The following is a 22,444-nucleotide window of genomic DNA, read 5'->3' as shown; positions in this document are numbered from 1 at the left end:
TAGCAATATCAAATCGATATCAACCTTAATGGAGGAAGCTGATACACCCGATGAACAAAAGGAGTTAATGGACATGCTCAAAAAAGTTTCGCTTTCCCTTCAAGAAACAATTGAGAACCTAAATGAGGTTATCAACATTCAATCCAACCTAGGACTCCATAAAGAATCGTTACCGTTCAAACATTACGTCGACAGTACCCTCAATGCCTTGAGCGAGCAAATCCATCGCAAACAAGTTACCGTTTTGGTTGAAGTGGATGAGGAAGCCACCGTTATTCATAATGCGGCGTATCTTGAAAGTATACTACTAAATCTAATTTCAAATGCGGTGAAATATGCCGCTCAAGATCGAAATCCGCTCATTAAAATCAAATATGATTGCGCACAAAAAACACTCACCATTGGCGATAACGGTATTGGAATAGACTTAAAAAAGCACGGCGAAAACATCTTTGGAATGTATAAAACCTTTCATAACAATCCCGATGCGAAGGGATTAGGCCTTTTTATTACCAAAAATCAAATCGAGGCGATGGGTGGAAAAATCCAAGTGGAAAGTGAACCCAATGTGGGAACCACGTTTACCATTCAATTTGCCTCGAATTAATTGACTTGTAATTTGATTATTTTTTGTTGGGTTTCCGATTGAAGTTGTAACATATACAAGCCCGGTGCTATGCCTTCCAAACAGACGCTGCCTGAAGAGACAAGCGTATACTCCGAAATTTTCTTGCCGCTCATGTCCCATAAAATACCTTTTGTGGGTTCGGTGATGTTTTGCACCTGAACCCAACCTTTGGCGGGGTTGGGATACACCCAAAGAGATGTTGCGCTAAGGTCAGGATTTTGCAAAGCAAACGACCACGGTTGTCCAAAATTGGGCCCAAAAATATAATTGGCCAATAAAGGATAGTCAATAAACGGATTGCGATTTTGTTGCCAAGTGGCGATATAATTGTTGCGGTGCATTTCAAAATCATCGGCAGGGTCGGCTTGATTCCAGGCCAATAGAGAGGCTAAATCGCCCATCTGCCCTACGGTACTGTCGACCGGATTTCCATTCACCAAACTCAGTCCGTTGTACCGAACCGCCATATAAAATAAAGCCCGTGCTACATCGCCGCGCCAACTGCCTTGATTTCCAGCAGGGCCATTGTAATCGGAACCGTAATCGCGATTGCTGCGCAAGGTGTTTTCGGCACCATCTTCGGCACGAATATGATGCGCATCGGCATGACCGGCTAAGATATCATCGGGCCCTGTAGGCAACCAAATGTCGATACCGTCGGAGAATGACGAAGTTCCGTCGGCAAATCCACCGCGCGATTGCGGCCAAATATGTTCCCGATTCCATACGCCAATATTGCTGCTCCCAATTTGATAATCCAGTTTTGAGCGTGGACTTTCAACATACATCATCCAAACCTGACTGCTGTTCTGGGGGTTGCGATCGGCTTCGAGGAGCATATCGGTAACATCGCCATATGAATGCGCGCGCACCAGGGCAGGGTTGGCAATAATATCTTGTAACGCTTGGCGTAACGCATTGCCCGATAACCCCTCCAAACTATCGTAATATCCGTTGGGAATGGCGGGCGTAACAATACCATAGGTGGGATTTAAAGGCGTTCCCCATGGAGAAACGATATAATCATTATCATTAACCCGAACAACGATAGAATTGTTATTGAGCACATACCCGTTGGGGACATTGTTCACTTTAATCAACAATTCCTCATCCCCTTCGTTGGCCGTATCGTCTACAATAAGAATCGCTGTTGAAGCCGAAGTACTTCCTACGGGAATTGACACCGTTTGGTTGCCACTATAATCGAGAAGGGTAAAATTCCCATTGACGAGTACAAAATTGATAGTCAAATTGGACCCTGTCACAGCGGTATTGGTGGTAAAAGTGACCTGCATGGTTTGTCCTTCGGTGATGGGAGAAGGCGTTGCGGTGATCGTGATCCCATTAAGTATAACGCCACTGCCGTCGTTGTTAACTCCAGGAGTGGGTGTAGTCACCGAAAAAGTTGTATTGGTATTACGCTGCATAGACTGATTGGCCGCATTTTGCGTTTGATTTTCATTGACACAAACCGTCAATCCAAGTGCCGTCATCAAAGCAGCGGGTTGCGTAGTTGCCGCATTGGAATATGCTAAGGCATCGATTAAATTGGTGGTCGTTGCCAACGAATTCAGCGGAAATTCGGTGACATTGGCTTGATAAATGGCCACGACATCGGGGCCGTTTTGTATTGTTGCATTGGGAATAATAAAGGCGGGTGCTGGGGACACTTGAGCGTTCCCTAACAGCAACAAACCGTTGATATCACTCGTCAAACCATCGAGATCAATGGCATAATAACTGGCGTTTTGAAAGCCTGAACCGCCGTTGAAAAACACCAAACAATACCCATCCAAGGGCATGTTGGGGGTCGCCGTTTTTAATTCAATAAATTCACGGGTGTCTGTCCCGGGCGTATCAGCGTCAAATTCGTTTATTACGATTTGGCCGTGCATAGCGGTTAAGCTACTGAAAAACAGCAGCCCTATCCAAAAACGGTATGTCATATTCGTCAAATTCTGTAAAACAAAGGTAAACTGAATTTTTAGAATACGGGGTTAATTCATTCTTAAATCCGATGAAAACCAATAATTAAATGTATTTTTGTGTTTAATTTTAAGAGGATAATAATGAAGATATTTTATTTTGCTTTACTAGTTTCTAGCCTGTTCATAGGTTGCCAATCGCCTGATAAATACACGATTGAAGGAGATTTAGGAAAAGAAAATGATGGTAAAAAAGTGTATTTACGATTTGAAAATCAGCTTGGCGTTTTAAAAGATGTCGATTCTTGTGAAATCAAGGATGGAAAATTTGAATTTGTGGGCAAAGCCACCTATTTTGACATTTTCACGGTGTCAGCGGATGACTTAAATATGGCGATGAACATCATTTTGGAGCCGGGCACGATATCCATAAAATTTGCCAAAAAACCGGGAGAGAAACCTCAAATTGGAGGTACTCCCTACAACGATCAGTTGCAAGCTTTTAATGAAAAATACATGCAATTTGATGAAGACATTTTCAACTACCAGAAGAAGAACTTTGATAAATTTAAAAAGGCCCAAAAGGAAAACGATTCGGTAACGATGAAAAAATTGTTTGCGGGAGTAACGGCCATCAATACGAAGAAGTTTGATTTTTTCAGAAAGTATCCCGAAAAGAATCCGAACCATTTCATGTCGGTTATTTTAATCCAACAACGCTTGTTTTCGGGTGATACCGCTTTTATAGCCTTACGGGATGCGTACAAAAAACTGGATCCGAAACTGAAGGAAACCCGTATTGGAAAGCAAGTCGAAGAACGTTTTAAAGCCATAGAAAATACGCAACTTAACAAACAAAAGGGGACTTCATCTCCCGCGGTGAAAGCCCAAGACTTTTCGGCCAAAAATCCAGAGGGAAAGACCATTTCGCTGAAAGAAAGCATGGGTAAAGTAACCCTAGTTGATTTTTGGGCCTCGTGGTGTCCGCCTTGCCGTAAGGAGAATCCCAATGTGGTCAAAATGTACAAAGCGCTACAACCCAAAGGACTGGCGATTATTGGAGTCTCGCTCGATACGTCGGCGGAGGCTTGGAAAAAAGCCATTGTGAAAGATGGCTTGACATGGCCTCAAATTTCGAATTTAAAAGGATGGAAAGATCCGATTGCCCTACAGTACAAGGTGGAGGAAATTCCCACCACTTTGGTATTGGATGCGCAGGGAACCATCGTTGCGCGTGGCCTAACGGGAGAAGCCCTTCGTTCCAAAATTGAATCCCTTTTAAAATAAATGATTTTAGGAAACACCTTAGAAATCAAAAACCTAAAACATACCCCTAAATAAAATACATAAAAATGTTTGGATAGGTTCCAACAGTTTCTATATTTGCATGCGCTAAGGAGGGGAGATACTCAAGCGGCCAACGAGGGCAGACTGTAAATCTGCTGGTTTTCACCTTCGCAGGTTCGAATCCTGCTCTCCCCACGAATAAATAAAACCTCAAAAAAAAATCGCCAAGTTTACTTGAGCGATTTTTTTTGAGGTTTTATTTTCAGCGCGTAGCGCACAGGATGGGCGTTAGCCAATCCTGAATTCGTGAAAATTCTTCTACCTACTACGCCAAGTTTACTTGAGCGATTTTTTTTGAGGTTTTATTTTCAGCGCGTAGCGCACAGGATGGGCGTTAGCCAATCCTGAATTCGTGAAAATTCTTCTACCTACTACGCCAAATTTACTTGAGCGATTTTTTTTGAGGTTTTATTTTCAGCACGTAGCACAAAGGATGGCCGATAGGCAATACTATATTAGTGGTACTCCTTCTATTGAAGTATTCATTTGGTTTTTAAATCAAGAAATCAATGTAAGTCACCTTGTTTCATTAAACAAAATCGGAATACAAGTAATGCTATTCATAACGTAGATTGTTGCCATGCTAATACTGGTATAAAAAAAGCTAATAAAATAGTTTATAAAACCGCCAAAACAAGGTTCTCAATAAAGATTAGAGACCTTGCTATTGCAACAATCGTAGTACAATGCAGAGGGGGGCAAAACTATTTTTTTAAACATAAAAAAGGTCGGAAGAAATTCTGACCATGACTGGGTGGAAGCCTGTTTTTGTGTTTTTAATGACAACACGTAGGTAGGGAGTTTGGGAACGCGGAAGTTTTTGCAGTAATTAATCGTGAAACTGTGTATGTCGATAAGTATAAATTTGCATCCTAAAATTTATACAGGCTGCCGATTGATCACTGGTCACTCTATGAGTTGGTAAACCGACAACCATCAACTTTCTTACCAATTTTTTACTACTTTTACCGTAAACAAACCAAACTACTCCTATGGAAGAATGTATTTCCGTTTTTGATATGCTCAAAATCGGTGTGGGACCGTCGAGTTCGCATACTTTGGGCCCTTGGCGTGCTGCCGAACGCTTTTTAAATGAACTCCGCGAACAAAATCTTTTGGATCAGGTGCAGGAAGTGACAGTAGATTTGTATGGATCGTTATCCCTCACGGGGAAAGGACATGCCACGGATTTGGCCGTCATGCTCGGATTGAGTGGACAAGATCCGGAGTATATTCCCGTGGATCAAATTGAGTCCATTATTCAAACCATTCGAGACAACCACCAATTGCAGTTGGCCAACAGGTATTCGATTCCTTTTCAACCTGATACACACATTCAATTTCACAAAAACTTTTTACCCTTTCATGCCAACGGACTGCAATTTACTGCCGTTACTCAACAAGGGAAAGTGACGGAAACTTACTACTCTATTGGCGGTGGGTTTGTTGTTAAAGAAGAGCGTACCAACGCCAAGAAAAAAAGTGCCTTAAAATGTGCGTTCCCGTTTCCTGTGCAAACCGCTGCCGAACTTTTGCAGTATTGCCAAAAGGAAGGCAAGTCGATATCGGATTTGGTCTATGAAAATGAAAAATCGATGCGCTCGGAGGAAGAAATTCACCACGAATTGATGCGTATTTGGAATACGATGCTCGAATGCATGTATATCGGATGCCATACCGAAGGCACCTTACCCGGAGGTCTTAATGTGCGTCGACGTGCCTTCGACATGCATCGAAATCTAATCGGTACACTCTCCTATCATTCACCACAAGAATGGCTGGAAGTGATTCGAAAAACGGAGGTAAAGTTTCGCCAAATCCTAAAATGGGTTAGCTGTTTTGCCTTGGCCGTCAACGAAGTGAATGCCGCTCTGGGACGTGTGGTTACTGCTCCAACGAACGGAAGTGCTGGAGTGATTCCCGCGGTGCTCATGTACTATATGGTCATCGAAAACCACCAGGCTAGTGAGAAAGAAATCAAACAGTTTTTATTGGTGGCAGGCGAAATCGGATCTATTTTCAAAAAAGGATCGACCATTTCAGCAGCCATGGGTGGATGTCAAGCCGAAATTGGCGTATCTTCAGCGATGGCTGCCGGAGCCTTATGCGAATTGATGGGTGGAACTCCTGAGCAAGTGCAAATGGCAGCCGAAATTGCCATGGAACATCACTTAGGAATGACCTGCGACCCTATCGGTGGTTTGGTACAAATTCCCTGTATCGAGCGCAATACCATGGGAGCTATTAAAGCAATTAATGCCGCCGAATTGGCTTTAGAAACCGATGCTAAAAACGCTAAAGTACCTTTGGACAAAGTCATCCACACGATGTGGGAAACGGCCAAAGACATGAACCATAAATATAAGGAAACTTCAGAAGGCGGCTTGGCCATCACGGTAAGTCTCTCTGATTGTTAAAACATAAAGGCGAGTCCCGTGGTCCACAACCATTGGGACGATTGCCCGTTGAGTAAGGGATGGGTGGCACTGAGATGACGCACTTCGGAGCGGAGTTTGCAATAGGTATTCACGTGGTAATCAACATTACCCGATACGCCCCAGGTGGTCAAGGGTAAGGCTTCTTGTATCAGTGCTTGCTTCGGATCGGTGTAGTACTCTACCCTAGCTGCCATTTGCCAATGCGCATAGGGTATATACCGAACCATCACAATGGGCGCCGACCAATGACGATAGCCTTCGGGGGCTTTTTGCCAACCCAAATCCCAACCCACAATCGTTTGGCATTCTTCCGACCATTGCGCCTCCCAATACAAATTGTGAAACCAACGCATGCCTGAGTTCAGGCCAATGGCCTCTTCACCCGCGTAGGTGCTCCAATTGAAGGTATGCGTTGCTTTGGGTTTGAACGTTAGCTGCGTTCCTATACCCGGTACCGAATTTCGATCGGGTTTTCGAATGTGTTGCCAACCGTTGGTAAGCCATGCGCTTAGCATCCAATGGGTGTTGGGTTGATAGCGATAGGCTAACCCTGTCATAAAATAGGGAGAATTATCTGCCAATAACGAACGGGTTAGCGTATAATTGTTAAACGTGGTCACCGATTCAAATCCGATGTAACTTGGCATGATGCCCACTTCCAACCGATGTTTTTGTGCCGGATCGAGTACGATACCTACGTAGGCTTCGTTCAGCAATTGTATGGATTCTTGCGCATAATTATCTTCCACATAGGTCCCAGCCTGTAAGGCTACGATGGCATACGTGTTGCGGTAACTTACTTTCCCCCGCAATAGAGCCATATTAATCGCCCACTCGTTATGACGGTTGTAGTTGTATTGAAATGGAAGTTTTTGCTCTTGCTGGGGTTCGCGAAGGGCATACGCATAATACGTATCTACCAATCCTCCCCATTCGAAGCGCAATGAATCTGTTTGTCCCCAAGCGAATACGGGCCATAATACCCACAAAAATACATTTAGGAACGTCGTCGGGTATCGATAATGCTTATAATTTTCCATATGCCTTGCTCTTGAAATAAGGTAAATACATTAACACCTTCATGGCTTAATTTACCGTTGATAAAAAATTGATACGGGGTCCAAGCTACAGCCATAGCCCCGTCGATTTGAATGCTGTAACTCAAAATCCGTTCCTCAATAACCAAGGTCGAAGGTACGTTGGCTATGGATTGAAAAAAAAGAGCGGCCTGTTCTTCCGACAGTTGGGTCCCTTTGGTTTGGGTTGTAATAATCGATTGCAAGCGCAGGGAAGGATTGCACACCGCTTTCATTTTGAGTGTATCCCTTTGGTGAAAGCCTTCAAAAAAATGTTCTATGGTTTGCTTGACAGCCGCATCTTGCGCGAATGTGGTAAGGCTAAAAAAAATGCAGCAGTACAAAAGGAATGTTCTCATCGGGTTCTCATGGTTTTCTCGAGGGTAAAAATACCTTATTTGCGTTAAAAACAAATCGATTTTACTACTTTTACAACCATCAACCTCAAAAACCATACACCCATGTCGGTAGCCAAAAAAAATTACAAAAAAATAACCACCAAATCCTTGGTCGATATGAAAGCCCAAGGCGAAAAAATATCCATGCTCACAGCCTACGATTATACGATGTCCAAAATCGTGGACTCGGCGGGTGTCGATGTGATTTTGGTGGGCGATTCGGCGAGTAATGTGATGGCGGGACATGAAACGACATTACCTATTACCTTAGATCAAATGATTTACCATGCTTCTTCCGTGGTACGCGCCGTTGATCGTGCATTGGTGGTCGTGGATTTACCTTTTGGAACGTATCAATCCGATCCGAAGGAAGCCTTGCGTTCGGCCATTCGCATCATGAAAGAAAGTGGCGGTCATGCGGTGAAATTAGAGGGTGGCTCGGAAATCAAAGATTCGATCAAGAAAATCTTGAATGCAGGCATTCCGGTAATGGGCCACTTAGGGCTCACACCGCAGTCTATTTATAAGTTTGGAACCTATACCGTGCGCGCCAAAGAAGATGCTGAAGCCGAGAAATTATTGGAAGACGCCAAAGTCTTGGAGCGTTTAGGTTGTTTTGCTATTGTATTGGAAAAAATACCCGCTGCATTGGCTGAAAAAGTAGCTTCGCAATTGCAAATTCCGGTCATCGGAATTGGTGCGGGCAGTGGTGTTGACGGCCAAGTGTTGGTACTTCATGACATGATTGGTATGACCCATGAATTCAGTCCTCGATTTTTACGCCGTTACATGAATCTGTATGAAGATATGTCTCAAGCCATTGGACAGTATGTCACCGATGTAAAAACGAAGGACTTCCCCAATGCGCATGAGCAATACTGATTGGTTATTGAGAATTTTGAATTTTAAATTTTGAATTTTGAAATTGCCATTGAAATTGAATTTTGACATTACCATTGACATTGCCATTGAATTTTAACATTGAACCCAAAATTTACCCACCCAAATACGCACTAACTCTTTTTTTATGAAAATTGTAAGTACACCCGAAAACCTACAGGTGTTGTATGAAGACAACCACTTGATTGTTGTCAACAAACGGGTGGGCGATTTGGTGCAAGGCGATAAAACGGGTGATACACCATTGCCTGATTTGGTCAAAGCTTACCTTAAAAAGAAATACATTAAACCTGGCGATGTTTTTTTGGGCGTGGTACATCGGTTGGACCGGCCCACTTCGGGTTTGGTTGTTTTTGCGCGAACATCCAAAGCCTTGGAACGGATGAATGCCTTGTTTAGCCTACGGGAAACGCAAAAAACGTATTGGGCCATCGTGCAGCAACCACCACCGCAACCAGAGGCAACTTTAGTACATTACCTGAAACGGAATCCGCAAAACAATACCTCAAAAGCTTATATAAAAGCAGTTCCCGATAGCAAATTGGCTCAATTATCCTACACGACCCTACGTATTTTGGATCGGTATACTGTATTGGAGATTGCTCTGCACACAGGACGGCACCACCAAATACGAGCCCAAATGGCTGCTATCGGTTGCCCTATCAAAGGCGATTTAAAATACGGTTTTCCACGCAGCAATCCCGATGGCGGAATTCATCTGCATGCCCGTCAATTGCAGTTCATTCACCCCGTTTCCAAAGAACCGCTAACGATAATAGCGCCTCCTCCCGACGAGGTTTTGTGGAATTTAGTATGCTAAAACTCCCTTCATCTCGTTTGTTAAAAAATAAGTACCTTTACACAAATCCCCTAAATATGAAAAAATATTTGCTCTCTTGTATGGTCCTCGCTAGTCTCTCTAGTTCGGCACAAGAACAATACACGGGTATTGGTTTGTCCAGTCGTGTGGGTGTGCTTAATGCACAGTTCAACCCTGCTGAACTTCATAACCAATCCAATAAATTTGACATTCACCTCATTGGGTTTAACGCTCGGGTGAGCAACAACAAATTGGGTGTTGATGATATTGTCAATAATGACAACTTAGAAAATATCCTTTTTCGCGGTACCGATCCTGTAAACCTAAGCGCCAATGTGCAAGCTATGGGGTTGGGCATGAGTGTGAAATTTAAACGTTGGACCTTAGGTATCAGCAGTACCCTTCACGGTAATTTGGATATAATTGATGTTGACCCACGCTTGGGAGATGCCTTTGTCAATGCGGGTATCAATGCGTTAATTGGAGGTTCGGCCACGGTTTCGAACAATTACAACCAGCGGGTGAACGGAACAACTTGGGGCGAACTTGGGGCCACTGCGGCTTTTAGTTTGGTGAACAAAGCCAAGCACAAACTCAATGTTGGAATTACTGGAAAACTCTTGTTTCCGGGGTCGTATGCCAACTTGGGAATGGATCGTTTTACTGGAACCATTTCTCGAGTGGGAGGTAATGCTTTTTTAACCAACACCCAAGCTTCGGTAAACATTGCGTATTCGGGAACTTTAGCCAATAGTTTTACCCAATTTGATAATTACCGGGAGTCGGCTTTCGGTGGATTGAATGGTGTAGGCGCGGATATTGGCATCAACTACCAATGGCGTGATACACCGCCTGAAAATCCGAAGAAAAATCAAAACCGATACAAACTCAATTTGGGATTGGCCATTCGCAACCTCGGGGCGATGACGTTTAATGAAAACAATAATCAATCAACCAATTATACCCTTTCGATACAAGGCACGCAAAGTTTGAATTTAAATCAATTCGAAAACGTTGAAAGTTTGCGTGAAATCGAGACCATTTTATTGAACAGCGGTTATTTGACGCGAAGAGATGGTACCCGTGATTTTCGGGTGCAACTCCCCACGACACTCTCTTTGTATGGGGATGTCAAAATTATCCCGAAGTTGTTTGTTTCCGCTTACCTTTTGCAACGATTAAATGATGTAGAAGTCAATGATCAAATTGTCACACAAAACACGTTCATTGTTACGCCTCATGTTGATTTAGGTTTTTTTGAAATCTTTGTTCCTTTCACCCAAAATGAAATTTCAGGCTTCAACACGGGCTTGGCATTCCGTGCTGGGGGCTTTTTTATAGGGTCGAGTTCGGGCGTTACGGCGTTGATGACCAATGCCAAGCAAGCCGACTTTTATATGGGATGGCGTATTGGAATTTTTTAAACCATGAAGTTAGCCACCGACATTCGCTATCGCAAAGAGAAGCTAAAAGCCCTTCGCGCCTCAGTAATCGCTCATGAAGAAGCGCTTATTGAGGCCCTGTATCGCGATTTTCGAAAACCGGCCTTTGAAACCGTAGTTACCGAGACCCAATATGTGATTGCCGATATAACCTACACGATAAAGCATTTGAACCGATGGGCAAAACCGCAGTGGGTTTGGCCGTCCTTACTCACGTTTCCCAATACCGACCGAATATACCGTCAACCTTATGGCGAGGTGTTAATTATTGCTCCTTGGAATTACCCTTTTCAATTGGCCTTGTCGCCGTTGGTGGCCGCTGTTGCTGCAGGCAATCGTGTGGTGCTGAAGCCATCCGAACTTACACCGCATACTTCGGCTTGCATTCAAACGATTCTATCAACAGTTTTTAGTCCCGAAGAAGTTCGGGTTGAAGAAGGCGATGCAACCGTAGCCCAACGTCTTTTGGAGCAACGGTGGGATTATATCTTTTTTACAGGAAGCGTAGCGGTGGGTAAAATTGTAGCCGCTGCAGCCGCACAATACCTTACTCCTATAACTTTGGAATTGGGTGGAAAGAGTCCTTGTATCGTTGCGGCAGACGCGGATTTAAAAGGCGCAGCACGTCGTATCGTATGGGGTAAATTTATCAATGCAGGGCAGACGTGTATTGCCCCCGATTATATTTTGGCCGATGCGCGCATCATTGAGCCCTTGCAAGAAGCCTTGCAGCAAGCGATAAGAGACGCCTATGGTGAAAATCCGCAACGGTCTCCCGATTATGCACGCATAATTAGCGATAAGCACTGGCATCGGTTGGTTGCCATGCTCTCGGAGGGTTCTGTGGTTTTTGGAGGAACATACGATGCCGAAGAACGCTACATCGCCCCTACACTCCTTCGAAATCCTAGTGCCTCAAGTCCATTGATGCAAGAGGAAATTTTTGGTCCCTTACTTCCTTTACTTTCCTATACTAACGAGAAAGAACTTCAACAAAAAATCGGACAATTTGAAAAGCCTTTGGCTTTGTATGTATTCTCAAATTCTATCGCTTGGGCGCGAAAGCAAATCGAAACGTTTTGTTTTGGTGGCGGATGTATTAACGATACGGTGTTACATTTCAATAATAAACGCATGCCTTTTGGTGGTGTGGGTCATAGTGGTATGGGAAGTTATCACGGCCGCTGGGGATTTGAAACGTTTAGCCATCGAAAATCAGTGATGCAAAAGCACTTTTGGGGAGAAGTTCCAATGCGCTTTGCGCCTTATAAAGGGAAGCTAAGAATTGTTAAAAAAATCTTTCGCTATCTCTGATTTTTTATATGTAAAGAAAGCTCTCCTTTAAAACGAACTGTTTAAAAGGGGAGCTTACATTTTGCTTTGAATGATGCCGAAAACCTACGAGGGGGTTGCTTTGTAATAATGGTTAAAAATTAAGATCTATATTTTAATTTAATCAGTTGGTCTATGAAATAGGGAGTCTTACAAATAACCTTCATGGAAACCCAGCTTTTCAAAAAAGTTTTATCGGATAATACTGATTTATTTTGTAAAAAATCATTTTTTCACAAATTTATTTCTTAAAATTTTTCCTTCTTCAGTTTCAGAAACAAGCAAATAACTTCCAGCCTCAAGCGTAGATAAATCAATTGGTTCTCCATAATGATAATCCGATATCGAAAAAACAACTTTACCTGACATGTCCATTATCTTTAATAATGTTTTTTGATTATCACTTTGATTCCCTACAAATAATACTTGAGTAGTTGGATTCGGATACAACTTTATGCTATTTGAATCAAATTCAGGATTACTTAATGAGCAAAATAACCATTCTCCAAAGTTAAGTTGAATGAAGTTGGGTAAATCTAAAAATAAACATATATTGGGACAATAAGATGTACAAGCCCAAAAACCATAGAAACCTGTGGTAGTAGCAGTATAAGTATCGCCATTCTCATTAGGAATTATGCAAGGATCTCCTGGAACGGGTGGTATACCAACAGGAATACATTTATACCAAGTATGTAAACCATAAACTTGATCAAAACCATTTTCTAAAACTACCGATGCTCCATTGCATACATTAAAATTATTATTGCCTAGAGATTGAAAAGTTCCTGGCTCAAAATTAGCTATCAAGTAAGGCAAACCAAAGTTATAACCGTCAGCAAGAATTACCTGACTTTCAGCTGAACATGCTCCTTGAACTACCACAACTTTAAAATAATACAATAAATCGTCAGTTCCATTTATGGTTAACGTTTGAGAATTTGCTCCCTGAATCGCAATCCATGGATTTGGATTTGGCGTACCTGGTGGCACAGCCGCCCATTCTTGCTTATACCATTGATAAGAATCATAGAGTTGGGTTGATAAAACCTCTGTATCATCATTATCACAAAAGAGAATTGAATTTTGAGAAAAAACATTCATTCTCGGACTTGTTATTGTAGGGACACAAGCCTGAACTTTAGTTAAGAAAACTAAAAACACAATAGTGTTTAACAAAAAATTTTTCATAGTATTTAATTTTATAAGTTAATAAAAAAACGATTTCATCATGGTCTGTATTTATGAGTTTCTTTAAATAAATATATTTAACGAAAACTTTGACTAAATGTTATTGGGTTGTTTAACTAAATTTAAATCAATTTTTTTTCGAATTCGAGTTAACGATTGACGTTCAATTCCCAAAAAAGAAGAAAGATTTGAAATCGAAACTCTTTTAACTAAGTCAGGATACTCCTCTAAAAATTTTAAGTAACGCTGTTCAGCATTTCCCAAAAGAAAGCTCTCAATTCTCTTTTGCAAAATTTTCAAAACTTCTTCTGCAATAAGTCTACCGTAACGTTCCATAACTGGAAACTTTTCATATCCTAATTGTATATGCTGATAAGGGATATTAACAATTATGCTAGGCTCTATACATTGAAAATAATACATACTAGGTTTCTGTTCTATGAATGCTGAAAAGTCGATTGCAAATTCATTCTCCCGTATAAACTTGATAGAAATTTGACTACCGTTGTTATCAATATAATATCCCCTTAAAAGACCTGAGTATACAAAACCAATTTCTTTCTGAATAGTATTAGCACTAATATAAATTTGTTTAGTCTTAAGTTCTGATATAGTTAAACCACTTTTAATATAATTCAATTCAACTTCGCTTACTTGAGGACAAATTGCCCTAACAGTTTCTAAATATGTTTGGAATACCTCTGTCATTTGTATAAACTTATAATTAACAACTATAATTAACCTGTTGGGTGAAATTTAATTAATTGATTTTTAATGTTGTTTATTGGTCTATCAAAGATAAATTTATTGATATATTGAACTTGAGTTTATGCTGTTATTTTGGTCAAAATTCGAGTTTTAAATCCTTAAAAAGGTTTTGCGTAATTTCTTCTAATTAAAAAGGTCACATATCTTCGAGAACAATGTCTCTTCTTTTTCTGGATTATTTAAAACATACGGCGTTGTATTATAATTCTCTTGATTCATTCTTTTTGATGTTTGCTTGACCTGTTCTCCCTTTAGGCTCGGGTCAAATTTAAAATTTACTGTTTGGAATAAATCCAATTGTATGCTATTAGACTGATATCCTGTATCGACAAACAGCACACAATCAGACAGATGCACAAAATACTTTTAAAGGATCCATTTCAAAATCGTCTTTACAAATTTTTTATCCTGTTATGTCGTGAAAATTTACAAATCTTATAAGGCATACGTTTAACAATAAAGTAGTCTTCAAGACAAATAAAGTTAGCAGCTAATTCTGTTCTAATTTATCCATAAACCAAAACAGCTTTTTTACGTCGTTTATTAAATTAACTTCGCTAAATAAAATTGGAAATTTCACCTGGAAGTAGCTGTTTGAAAAGTGAATTTTTACTGTCAATAGACATAAATTCAGCAGTCAAAATCAATATAATCACTTCTATATCAGACATTTTTGGATATCCTCCAATTCCTGATTTAAAATCTAACTCAAAATTGCTTCGCCAATTCGCTTCGCTCGGGTCAAAGAACTTAAAACTTCAATAAATATAAAAAAAGATTAACTATATACGTTATAATATTTTGGTTTTTTTCAGATTCAAAATACTAAATTTCAATGTCTTGGCTAAAATTTATTCTAATTATTTTACTTCAAATAGTTACACTCAACAGGTTGTTTATAATTATTGTTTTGGTGAATAACTTATAATTACAGCAAAGATGTTTTAAATTTCATAAGCCAAATATTTGTATCATTTCACTAAAATCTTTTTTGAGATAATTCCGCCATCAGTTAATAGTTTTATTATGTAAGAACCAGAACTCACATTACCAATCTGTAATCTTATGTCGGTTTGGTCTAGATTATTTGTTTGCCAGGAAGTAATTTCTTGACCTAACAGATTAAACATAATAACAGATTTTACAATTGTATTCTGTTGTAAATTTTTAATGTTAATAGTATTATTTGCTTGTGAATGTGTTACGTAAATCTCCTTAACATCACCATTTTCACCAACTCCAAGAGAAGAACCATCAGTAAAACGTAGTGAGAATCGTGAGTCATAAGTTCCTGAAGGTAAATAAACCTGATACGCTTGAGATTTAATGCTGTTATATGTATCCGATTGACTATCGTAGATAAAAATATCCTGACCCTCATCAAAGTTTTCTTTATTATCAACTACAAATGTCACTAATCCCGATGTTGCATTTTTAACACCAAGGGGATAGACAGCATTGACATTAAAAAATCCTTCGCCACTAATATTGAGTTTATTGTTATTATTAATAAAATACATATCGTTAGAAAGTGTTTCAATACTAATACCATCATATCCATTATCGTATCCTGAAGAAGCGTACTCATTCATAAAACCGAGTAATATTTGGCGATGAAGATTATCTGTTGAAGTAAATCCTAATCGAATTTTCATGAATTGTTGTTGATCAAAATCATCCTGAGCATTGTTCATTAATGGGTCAACATTTTCTGTAATTGATCTATACACATTTCTAAACAAAGTAAAAGAGTTAACATTATCCTCTTTGATAAATAATCTTTGCGAATTGTTAAAAGTTATTGTTCCTCCACTTGTGGAGCCTGTTACAAGAAAACCTTGACCTACTGGTATAAATCGCTTAGCCACTTTACTACTTGAACCTAAACCGCTAATACCTGAAGGTGCTACAGGAGGCGTACCACCTGTTTTAGTGTATGTTGCATAACCGCCTTGATAATCTAATAATTGATGTGAAGTATTTGAATTATAATGCTCCCAGAAAAACAAGGTACCTGTAATACTTGATAAATTATCATCAATAAATTTATCAGCATCAATTGCAGAGGCATAGGGATTACCAGATAAATTTAGATTACCAGCACCTACAGTTGATGTAATTATACCGTTATTGGGCTTTCCAACAAAAGTGTAGTTTTGATTTAAAGTGGGACTACCGCTACCCTTCAAAGTGTAAGCTTGACCTGACATTAAAGTTTCATTTTGACCTACAGGCATCCAGTTAGCATAGGTATTTGTCGAATTTTGAAATTTATAAATCCAATAACTGCTCAAGGTCAATGGTGATGTAGGAGCTCCGTCATAACCAGTTGTCCAAACAATATTTTGTGGTGTATTTGTTGTGCCATCTTTCATAACTCCTGCCACAGTAAACCCATGATTGATTGAACTGTTATTAATTGAACTCACTGGTGAAGACCAATAATTATAATTATATTTATTAGATTGCCCTTGTTGATCTCTTTCTACAAATCCTGAACTTGAAACATCAAGATCTGATAGAACAGTCTGAATCAATTGCGACTTACCAACCAAGTCTATCTTTCCATCCAATTTTAAATACCAATCATTCTGTAATTTAGTATCGTTGGTCATATTCACGGTCACACCTGGATCAACAAACATACCCAAATCAATACTATTAGCAGTTTCTGTAATGTTGTGCTTCACTTGTATTATAGAAAAATCAGAATCCATAACATCTAATCCTCTTATGTCTTTAGTAGGGTCATCAACTGCCGAAGCAAAAGTACCAGTCCGCACTGTGGTGAATGGCATTGGTGCTTCTTGAACAGCAATTACTTTATGATTATACATTTTCATCCCTGCTCCTTCGTCGATTGTACTAGTAGTTAGATCATCCACAATATCATCTTTGTAGGTATCCATCCTGTAATAGCGAATTAAATTGTCAAAAGGAAGCGATTCAATATCTTTAGGCACAATGGTTCCGCGAACTTGAGAGGAACTATTTTGAATTTCTTGATACACCATTCTTTGGATTTGAGTTGCAGTTAGATCCGAATTAAAGACGCGAACTTCATCTATTTTTCCTTTAAAATAATTGGTAGCACTTAACGGATTTTTACCCAAAGTAAGTTTACTTGTATCAGAGGCTATACTTCCAGTAGCAGCTTGTGATGCAACCAAATTACCATTTAAATATAATGAAAGCATTCCTCCACCAAAAGTTGCAGCCACGTGATACCATTGTGAGGTATTTAAAGCTGTACCAAAAGTTAATGTGGTTCCATTAACTATGACTTGTAAATTCTTAGAATTGCTTACTCGCAGTTGTAACTTGTCTTGACCCACAACAACACCTGTTGTACTAAAAGTAGAATTCAAATCAATCCAAGCCATCAACGTTGCATTGGATAATCCACCTAATAGAGAAACATTTTCTGCGTAATCATTTCTACCATCAAAATCTAAATAAAGTTTCCGATTCAAATCTCTTGGTGAACCTTTAACTGTATCATTCGTATCAAAAACATCTAAAATTCCATCGCTATCTGAATCACCTGATCCATCTATTCTTCCATCTCCATTGGTATCGAAACTAGCATACAATCCTGTTTGAATGTCTTTAACACCATCATTATTTGAATCCAACTGTATGTAATCCGATATACCATTGGAATCGGTATCTTGAGCATACGCTCTAAAAGTTGTTCCAAAAACAGTCGAGTTATCAAAAGAATCTAGCAAACCATCAGCATCGACATCCAATCCATCTCCTTTACCATCTCCATTAATATCACCGTCACCATTGAGAAGACTTGCCTCGTCAACATCCCAAAAGGAATCATTATCGCTGTCCAAATCTAAATAATTTGGTATTCCATCACTATCGGTATCAATTAGACTGTATGTTGAAGCGATGATTAAACTATCAATTGCATCATTAATCCCATTGGAATTAGAATCAGCCCAAGTAGCAACACTTGTTAAATTCATGGTAGAGGTATTTGAACTGTATTGTTTAAATCCAGCTTCTTCTATATCAGGAATTCCATCATTATCAGTATCCAAATCTAAATTATCGGTAACGCCATCACCATCTGAATCTTTACAACTTTGATTAATAATAATTTGAATATCATCAATAAAGTTCCCAAAATTCACACCACCAGTCGAAGAAATCGGAGTAAAAGCAATAACCAGAGAAGTCTGACCGGTAGGAATAGTATAAGTACCTGTGTAAGCTCCCCAACCAGTTATCCCATCTGACATCGTCGCGATTGTTGTTACAGAACCAATAGTAGCTCCAACACGAACTGCTGCTACATCAATACCCGCTCTACCTCTGTGTTTAACACTCCAATTTATAGTACCACCAGCTCCATTCAAACAAAATGTTTGATAAATAGTACCCGCATTTAATTTTACAAATTGATTCCCAGTAGCTGCAGGCACACCATTAAAACCTGTACTCCAAATTTCTAATGTACTTTCAACGGTATTCAACCACCCGGACGTATTTACTAATGGCACAGAACTAGAAGTATTGGGTGATAAAACTGGCGATTCAAAATTACCGTTCATAAACGCAGCATTAGAACAAATTCCACACTCTAAAACATCTGTAATTCCATCATTATCATCGTCTCCATCGAATGCAGAATCCACACCATCACCATCTATATCATCCTTTACAGTTATTGTTCCTGTAGCAGTAGCCGAACCACAGGCACTAAGTAGTGAAATACTATAATTAAATACGCCTGAAACAGTAGGTGTACCCGAAATAGTAATGGTATTACTTGACCAAGTAGCGATAATACCTGGAGGCAATCCTGATGCTGGAGCAATACCTGTTGCACCTGTTGTAACGTGTGTAATGGGTGTTATTGAAGTATTGATATTCACAGACGGTGTTGACGAAGCAGTTCCAACTGTTGGTGTTGGTAAAATAGCTACTGTAATTACACTACTATTTGCAATTGGAGTAGTTGTACAAACTGCATTACTTGTCATAACTACATCAACTAATTGCCCGTCTAATAAAGCATCGCTAACAAAAATATTAGAATTGGTATTCTGTACAGATATACCATTAACTCTAAAATCATACATAGGAGAAATTCCACCATTAGTGGGATTTGCAACAAAGGTTAAAACACTTCCTGAACAGAATGTTGAGCTTGGACTAACTGACAAATTAACTACTGGTGTAACAGTTGGTATTACATTCATTTGAATTGCATTAGAATTAGCTGTATTACCACAAGAACTTCCGGTCACAGATATACTACAGCTAAATGAGTTTCCGTTAGAAATTGTACTTGTAGTAAAAGTATTGGATAACCCCGTCTGAACAACTACACTATTTCTCCTAAAAGTATATGTAATTGTACCCCCACCAGTATTAATTGCATTAGCTGTAAAAGTAACGCTAGTCCCAGAACAAATTGTTGTTGCACTTGGTGAGATACTCACAGATGTATTTAAGGCATTTATTGAAATAGGGTTTGACGTAATTGATACAACATTAGAACAAACTCCACCACTAACATTCAATATACAAACAAATACATCACCATTTGAGTAAGTGGTTGTAGAATATGTGTTGGATGAACTGCTTTGGACTGTGACACCGTTACGTTGAAAAATATAAGTTATAGTGCCTACCCCAGATGTATTGGAGGCGGTTGCAGTAAATACAACATTAGTTCCAGTACAAAGTGTTGTTCCAGATGAAGTTAAAACTATACTCGGACTAGTAACATTAAAATTAAGTGTATTAGAACTTGCAACACTTGAAGTTAAACAGGTACCACCAGAAACAGAAATATTACATTTTATACTTGAACCATTAACAATACCTGAACTTGTATAACTATTTGAAGTACCACTTTGAACTATTGCGCCATTGTTTAAAAAAGTATACGTAACCGTTCCACCACCCGTATTTAAAGCGGTTGCTGTTATAGTTGCCGAATTTCCTGAACAAAAAGATGTTGAAGTTGAAGTAATGCTAACAGTTGGAGTACTATTAGATGAAATAGTTAAAGTAATTGTATTTGATGTTGCGGAATTTGTAGACAAACAGGTGCCTGATTGCACTGAAATATCACAACTCACTTGTACTCCATTTGTAGGGTTTACAAGTGTATATGAATTAATAGTCCCATTTTGAACACTAACTCCATTCACTCGGAAATTATAGGATACTACACCTCCACCAATATTACTCGCTGTAGCAGTAAATGTAGCAGGTATTCCGTTACAATTTGAGGTTGAAGGTGTATTCAAAACAACTGTAGGAGTAGCAATTGGATTGACACTCATTGTAATTGTATTTGAGGTGGCAGTTGTTTGAACCAAACAAGCCCCACCACTAATATTAATCTGACAAGTTACCGCATCACCCTGATTTAAACTTGATGTTGTAAAAGTTGAAGAAGGCCCGCTTTGAACACTTACACCATTTACCCTGAATGTATAGGTTATCACTCCTCCACCTGTTTGGTTAGCAGTAGCAGTAAAGGTCGTACTAGTACCAAAACAAATAGAAGCAGCACTTGAAGTTAATGTAACAGTAGGTGTAAAATTATTAACCGTTATCATTGTAACAGCATTGCTATTACATGTACCATTAGTAACCGTATAGGTAATTGTAACGTTCCAGCCGCTAGAGTGGTAACTAATCCAGTTGCATTTACAGTAGCTATACTCAGATTACTACTCGTCCAAGTTCCACCAGGAGTAGCATTTGTTAATTGAGTGGAACTACCTAAACAAACGTTGGTATTTCCAGTGATGGGGGCAACAATAGGATTTCCACTTGATAAAACGGTAACTAAATTTGATTGATAGGTAGCTGTATCACAGCCTGAAGCATCAGGAGTTACAACACAGCTTACCACATCATTAAGTTGCAAATTAGTATTAACATACGTTGTCGTATTAGACCCTACATTAGCACCATTCACCTTCCATTGATAAGTTGGTGAAGCACCAACATTTGTAGCCGTAACGGTAAAGGTGCCTGCATTAGTATTCACTACTTTGGCATTCGTAATTGTTCCATTCACACTATTTATCGAAACATCTACAAGTAGGGGTAATGTTGGAGTTATTGTACTTGTATAGAAAACAACATTATTTCTGTAATAACGAACCACATTACTTTCTACTGCAACTCTAAAACGATCACCGGAATTATAAGAACCGAAACTACCTATAAAAGATCCTGATTCATAAACTTCATAAACGCCATTAGCAATAAGATAGATAGCAAATTGAATGGTATTGTAACTCGAATTAACGTTTGATGAACTTAAACCACACATTCGGTACGTATTAGTTTCTGATGCAGTAAACTCTATATAGCCGTTATTACCAACAGTATTGTAGGAAGCAGCACCACCATTCCAGTTAACATTAGACTGTGTTTTGAGCAAACTATTTCCTGTAGCACTCACATTCTGTAAAGAAGCTGTATTCCAAACCACATCTTCAGAAACTACATTAGGACAGGTTCCTGTAGCAACTGTTCCACGAACTACGATATCTGAACCAGTCAAATTGGCAATCGCCTTGTTTACAATTGAATTTGATGCAATATTGCCAGATGCAGAACACCCACTAACACTAGGTGTAAGGACACAAGTAACAACATCATCAGGAGCAATTGATGTATTGGAATACACCGCACTATTACTACCTACATTAACCCCGTTTAATTTCCATTGAAATGAAGGAGTTGTACCAGCATTAGTAGCAAAAGCACTAAATACCCCAGAGTAATAATTTGATATTTTCGCATTAGTAATAGTACCATTAACAGAATTAATCGAAACATCAACTAGTAATGGTAATGTTGGCACAATCGTACTAGTGTAGATCAAAATATTATTTCGGTAATATTTTACCACGTTACTTTCGATAGAAATTTTAAACAAATCACCGGAGGAATAAGCACCAAGAATTACTCTACTAGTTCCAGATTCATAGATTTCACAGATCCCATCGTTACGCAGATACCATGCATATTGAATTGTATTAAAGTTTGAGTTTACATTGGTCTTACTTAATCCGACCATTCGAAATGTGTTTACTTCATTGGCAGCAAACTATAAATAACCATTATTTTTTACTGTATTCCAAGAAGCGATTATTTTTTAAAGCTAATTCGATCGCTTGATTTAAGC

14 protein-coding genes, 1 tRNA gene and 1 pseudogene are annotated in these 22,444 nt (G+C 39.2%); 8 read left to right on the top strand and 8 right to left on the bottom strand.

All coding sequences use genetic code 11. The features are described from left to right. The coding region (locus ABWO12_RS09260) for a sensor histidine kinase (protein WP_353088571.1) at positions 1-607 on the top strand (607 nt) is incomplete at its 5' end. Here the strand turns inward: ABWO12_RS09260 and ABWO12_RS09255 are convergent. Beyond that, positions 604-2,574 carry an endonuclease gene (locus ABWO12_RS09255; protein ID WP_353088570.1) on the bottom strand — a complete coding sequence of 657 codons (1,971 nt, stop codon included), beginning with the start codon at positions 2,572-2,574 and terminating at the stop codon, positions 604-606. The two genes, ABWO12_RS09260 and ABWO12_RS09255, sit on opposite strands and share 4 nt — an antisense overlap. A gap of 123 nt (positions 2,575-2,697) precedes the next feature. Here ABWO12_RS09255 and ABWO12_RS09250 point away from each other — a divergent pair, with 123 nt between their 5' ends. From ABWO12_RS09250 to ABWO12_RS09240, 3 genes are all read left to right on the top strand, one after another. Further along, positions 2,698-3,840: a redoxin domain-containing protein gene (locus tag ABWO12_RS09250; protein ID WP_353088569.1), complete on the top strand. Its 1,143-nt coding sequence runs from the start codon at positions 2,698-2,700 to the stop codon at positions 3,838-3,840. 112 nt (positions 3,841-3,952) lie between these two features. Further along, positions 3,953-4,035 (top strand) — tRNA-Tyr (locus ABWO12_RS09245). 857 nt (positions 4,036-4,892) lie between these two features. Further along, positions 4,893-6,317 (top strand): L-serine ammonia-lyase, encoded by a 1,425-nt coding sequence (locus ABWO12_RS09240; RefSeq protein WP_353088568.1) that lies wholly within the window; start codon positions 4,893-4,895, stop codon positions 6,315-6,317. Here the strand turns inward: ABWO12_RS09240 and ABWO12_RS09235 are convergent. Then, positions 6,314-7,282, bottom strand: a complete 969-nt coding sequence (locus ABWO12_RS09235) for an outer membrane beta-barrel protein (RefSeq protein ID WP_353088567.1) — start codon at positions 7,280-7,282, stop codon at positions 6,314-6,316. The genes ABWO12_RS09240 and ABWO12_RS09235 overlap by 4 nt on opposite strands. Before the next feature lie 53 nt (positions 7,283-7,335). Next, positions 7,336-7,773: a nuclear transport factor 2 family protein gene (locus ABWO12_RS09230; RefSeq protein ID WP_353088566.1), complete on the bottom strand. Its 438-nt coding sequence runs from the start codon at positions 7,771-7,773 to the stop codon at positions 7,336-7,338. Positions 7,774-7,875: 102 nt separating this feature from the next. Here ABWO12_RS09230 and panB point away from each other — a divergent pair, with 102 nt between their 5' ends. The 4 genes from panB (at position 7,876) to ABWO12_RS09210 (ending at position 12,288) form a co-directional block, all read left to right on the top strand. Then, positions 7,876-8,694, top strand: coding sequence for a 3-methyl-2-oxobutanoate hydroxymethyltransferase (panB, locus tag ABWO12_RS09225; protein ID WP_353088565.1), 819 nt, complete (start codon positions 7,876-7,878; stop codon positions 8,692-8,694). A 145-nt stretch (positions 8,695-8,839) separates the two neighbouring features. Then, positions 8,840-9,532 carry an RluA family pseudouridine synthase gene (locus tag ABWO12_RS09220; protein WP_353088564.1) on the top strand — a complete coding sequence of 231 codons (693 nt, stop codon included), beginning with the start codon at positions 8,840-8,842 and terminating at the stop codon, positions 9,530-9,532. A gap of 56 nt (positions 9,533-9,588) precedes the next feature. Continuing rightward, positions 9,589-10,956, top strand: a complete 1,368-nt coding sequence (locus ABWO12_RS09215; protein WP_353088562.1) for a DUF5723 family protein — start codon at positions 9,589-9,591, stop codon at positions 10,954-10,956. A gap of 3 nt (positions 10,957-10,959) precedes the next feature. After that, on the top strand, positions 10,960-12,288 hold the full coding sequence (locus ABWO12_RS09210; protein WP_353088560.1) for an aldehyde dehydrogenase: 1,329 nt from the start codon (positions 10,960-10,962) through the stop codon (positions 12,286-12,288). A gap of 243 nt (positions 12,289-12,531) precedes the next feature. Here the strand turns inward: ABWO12_RS09210 and ABWO12_RS09205 are convergent, their stop codons facing one another. The 5 genes and pseudogenes from ABWO12_RS09205 to ABWO12_RS09185 all read right to left on the bottom strand — a co-directional run bounded on the left by ABWO12_RS09205 (position 12,532) and on the right by ABWO12_RS09185 (position 22,336). Further along, positions 12,532-13,497, bottom strand: coding sequence for a T9SS type A sorting domain-containing protein (locus ABWO12_RS09205; protein ID WP_353088558.1), 966 nt, complete (start codon positions 13,495-13,497; stop codon positions 12,532-12,534). 93 nt (positions 13,498-13,590) lie between these two features. Beyond that, on the bottom strand, positions 13,591-14,205 hold the full coding sequence (locus ABWO12_RS09200) for a Crp/Fnr family transcriptional regulator (protein ID WP_353088556.1): 615 nt from the start codon (positions 14,203-14,205) through the stop codon (positions 13,591-13,593). Positions 14,206-14,234: 29 nt separating this feature from the next. Further along, positions 14,235-14,942: pseudogene (locus ABWO12_RS09195) on the bottom strand (IS982 family transposase); the annotation flags it as partial. 294 nt (positions 14,943-15,236) lie between these two features. Continuing rightward, the gene (locus tag ABWO12_RS09190) at positions 15,237-20,858 is read right to left on the bottom strand and encodes a DUF8693 domain-containing protein (RefSeq protein ID WP_353088554.1); all 5,622 of its coding nucleotides are present in this window, start codon (positions 20,856-20,858) and stop codon (positions 15,237-15,239) included. After that, complete coding sequence (locus tag ABWO12_RS09185) at positions 20,855-22,336, bottom strand: Ig-like domain-containing protein (protein ID WP_353088553.1); 1,482 nt, start codon at positions 22,334-22,336, stop codon at positions 20,855-20,857. Before ABWO12_RS09185 ends, ABWO12_RS09190 begins: the two co-directional genes overlap by 4 nt. Between the last annotated feature and the right edge of the window lie 108 nt (positions 22,337-22,444).

It is taken from the genome of Flavobacterium sp. (genome assembly GCF_040379285.1).
In the GTDB taxonomy this organism is placed as follows: Bacteria; Bacteroidota; Bacteroidia; order Flavobacteriales; family Flavobacteriaceae; genus Flavobacterium.
This window is presented reverse-complemented; position numbering and strand designations above follow the sequence as displayed.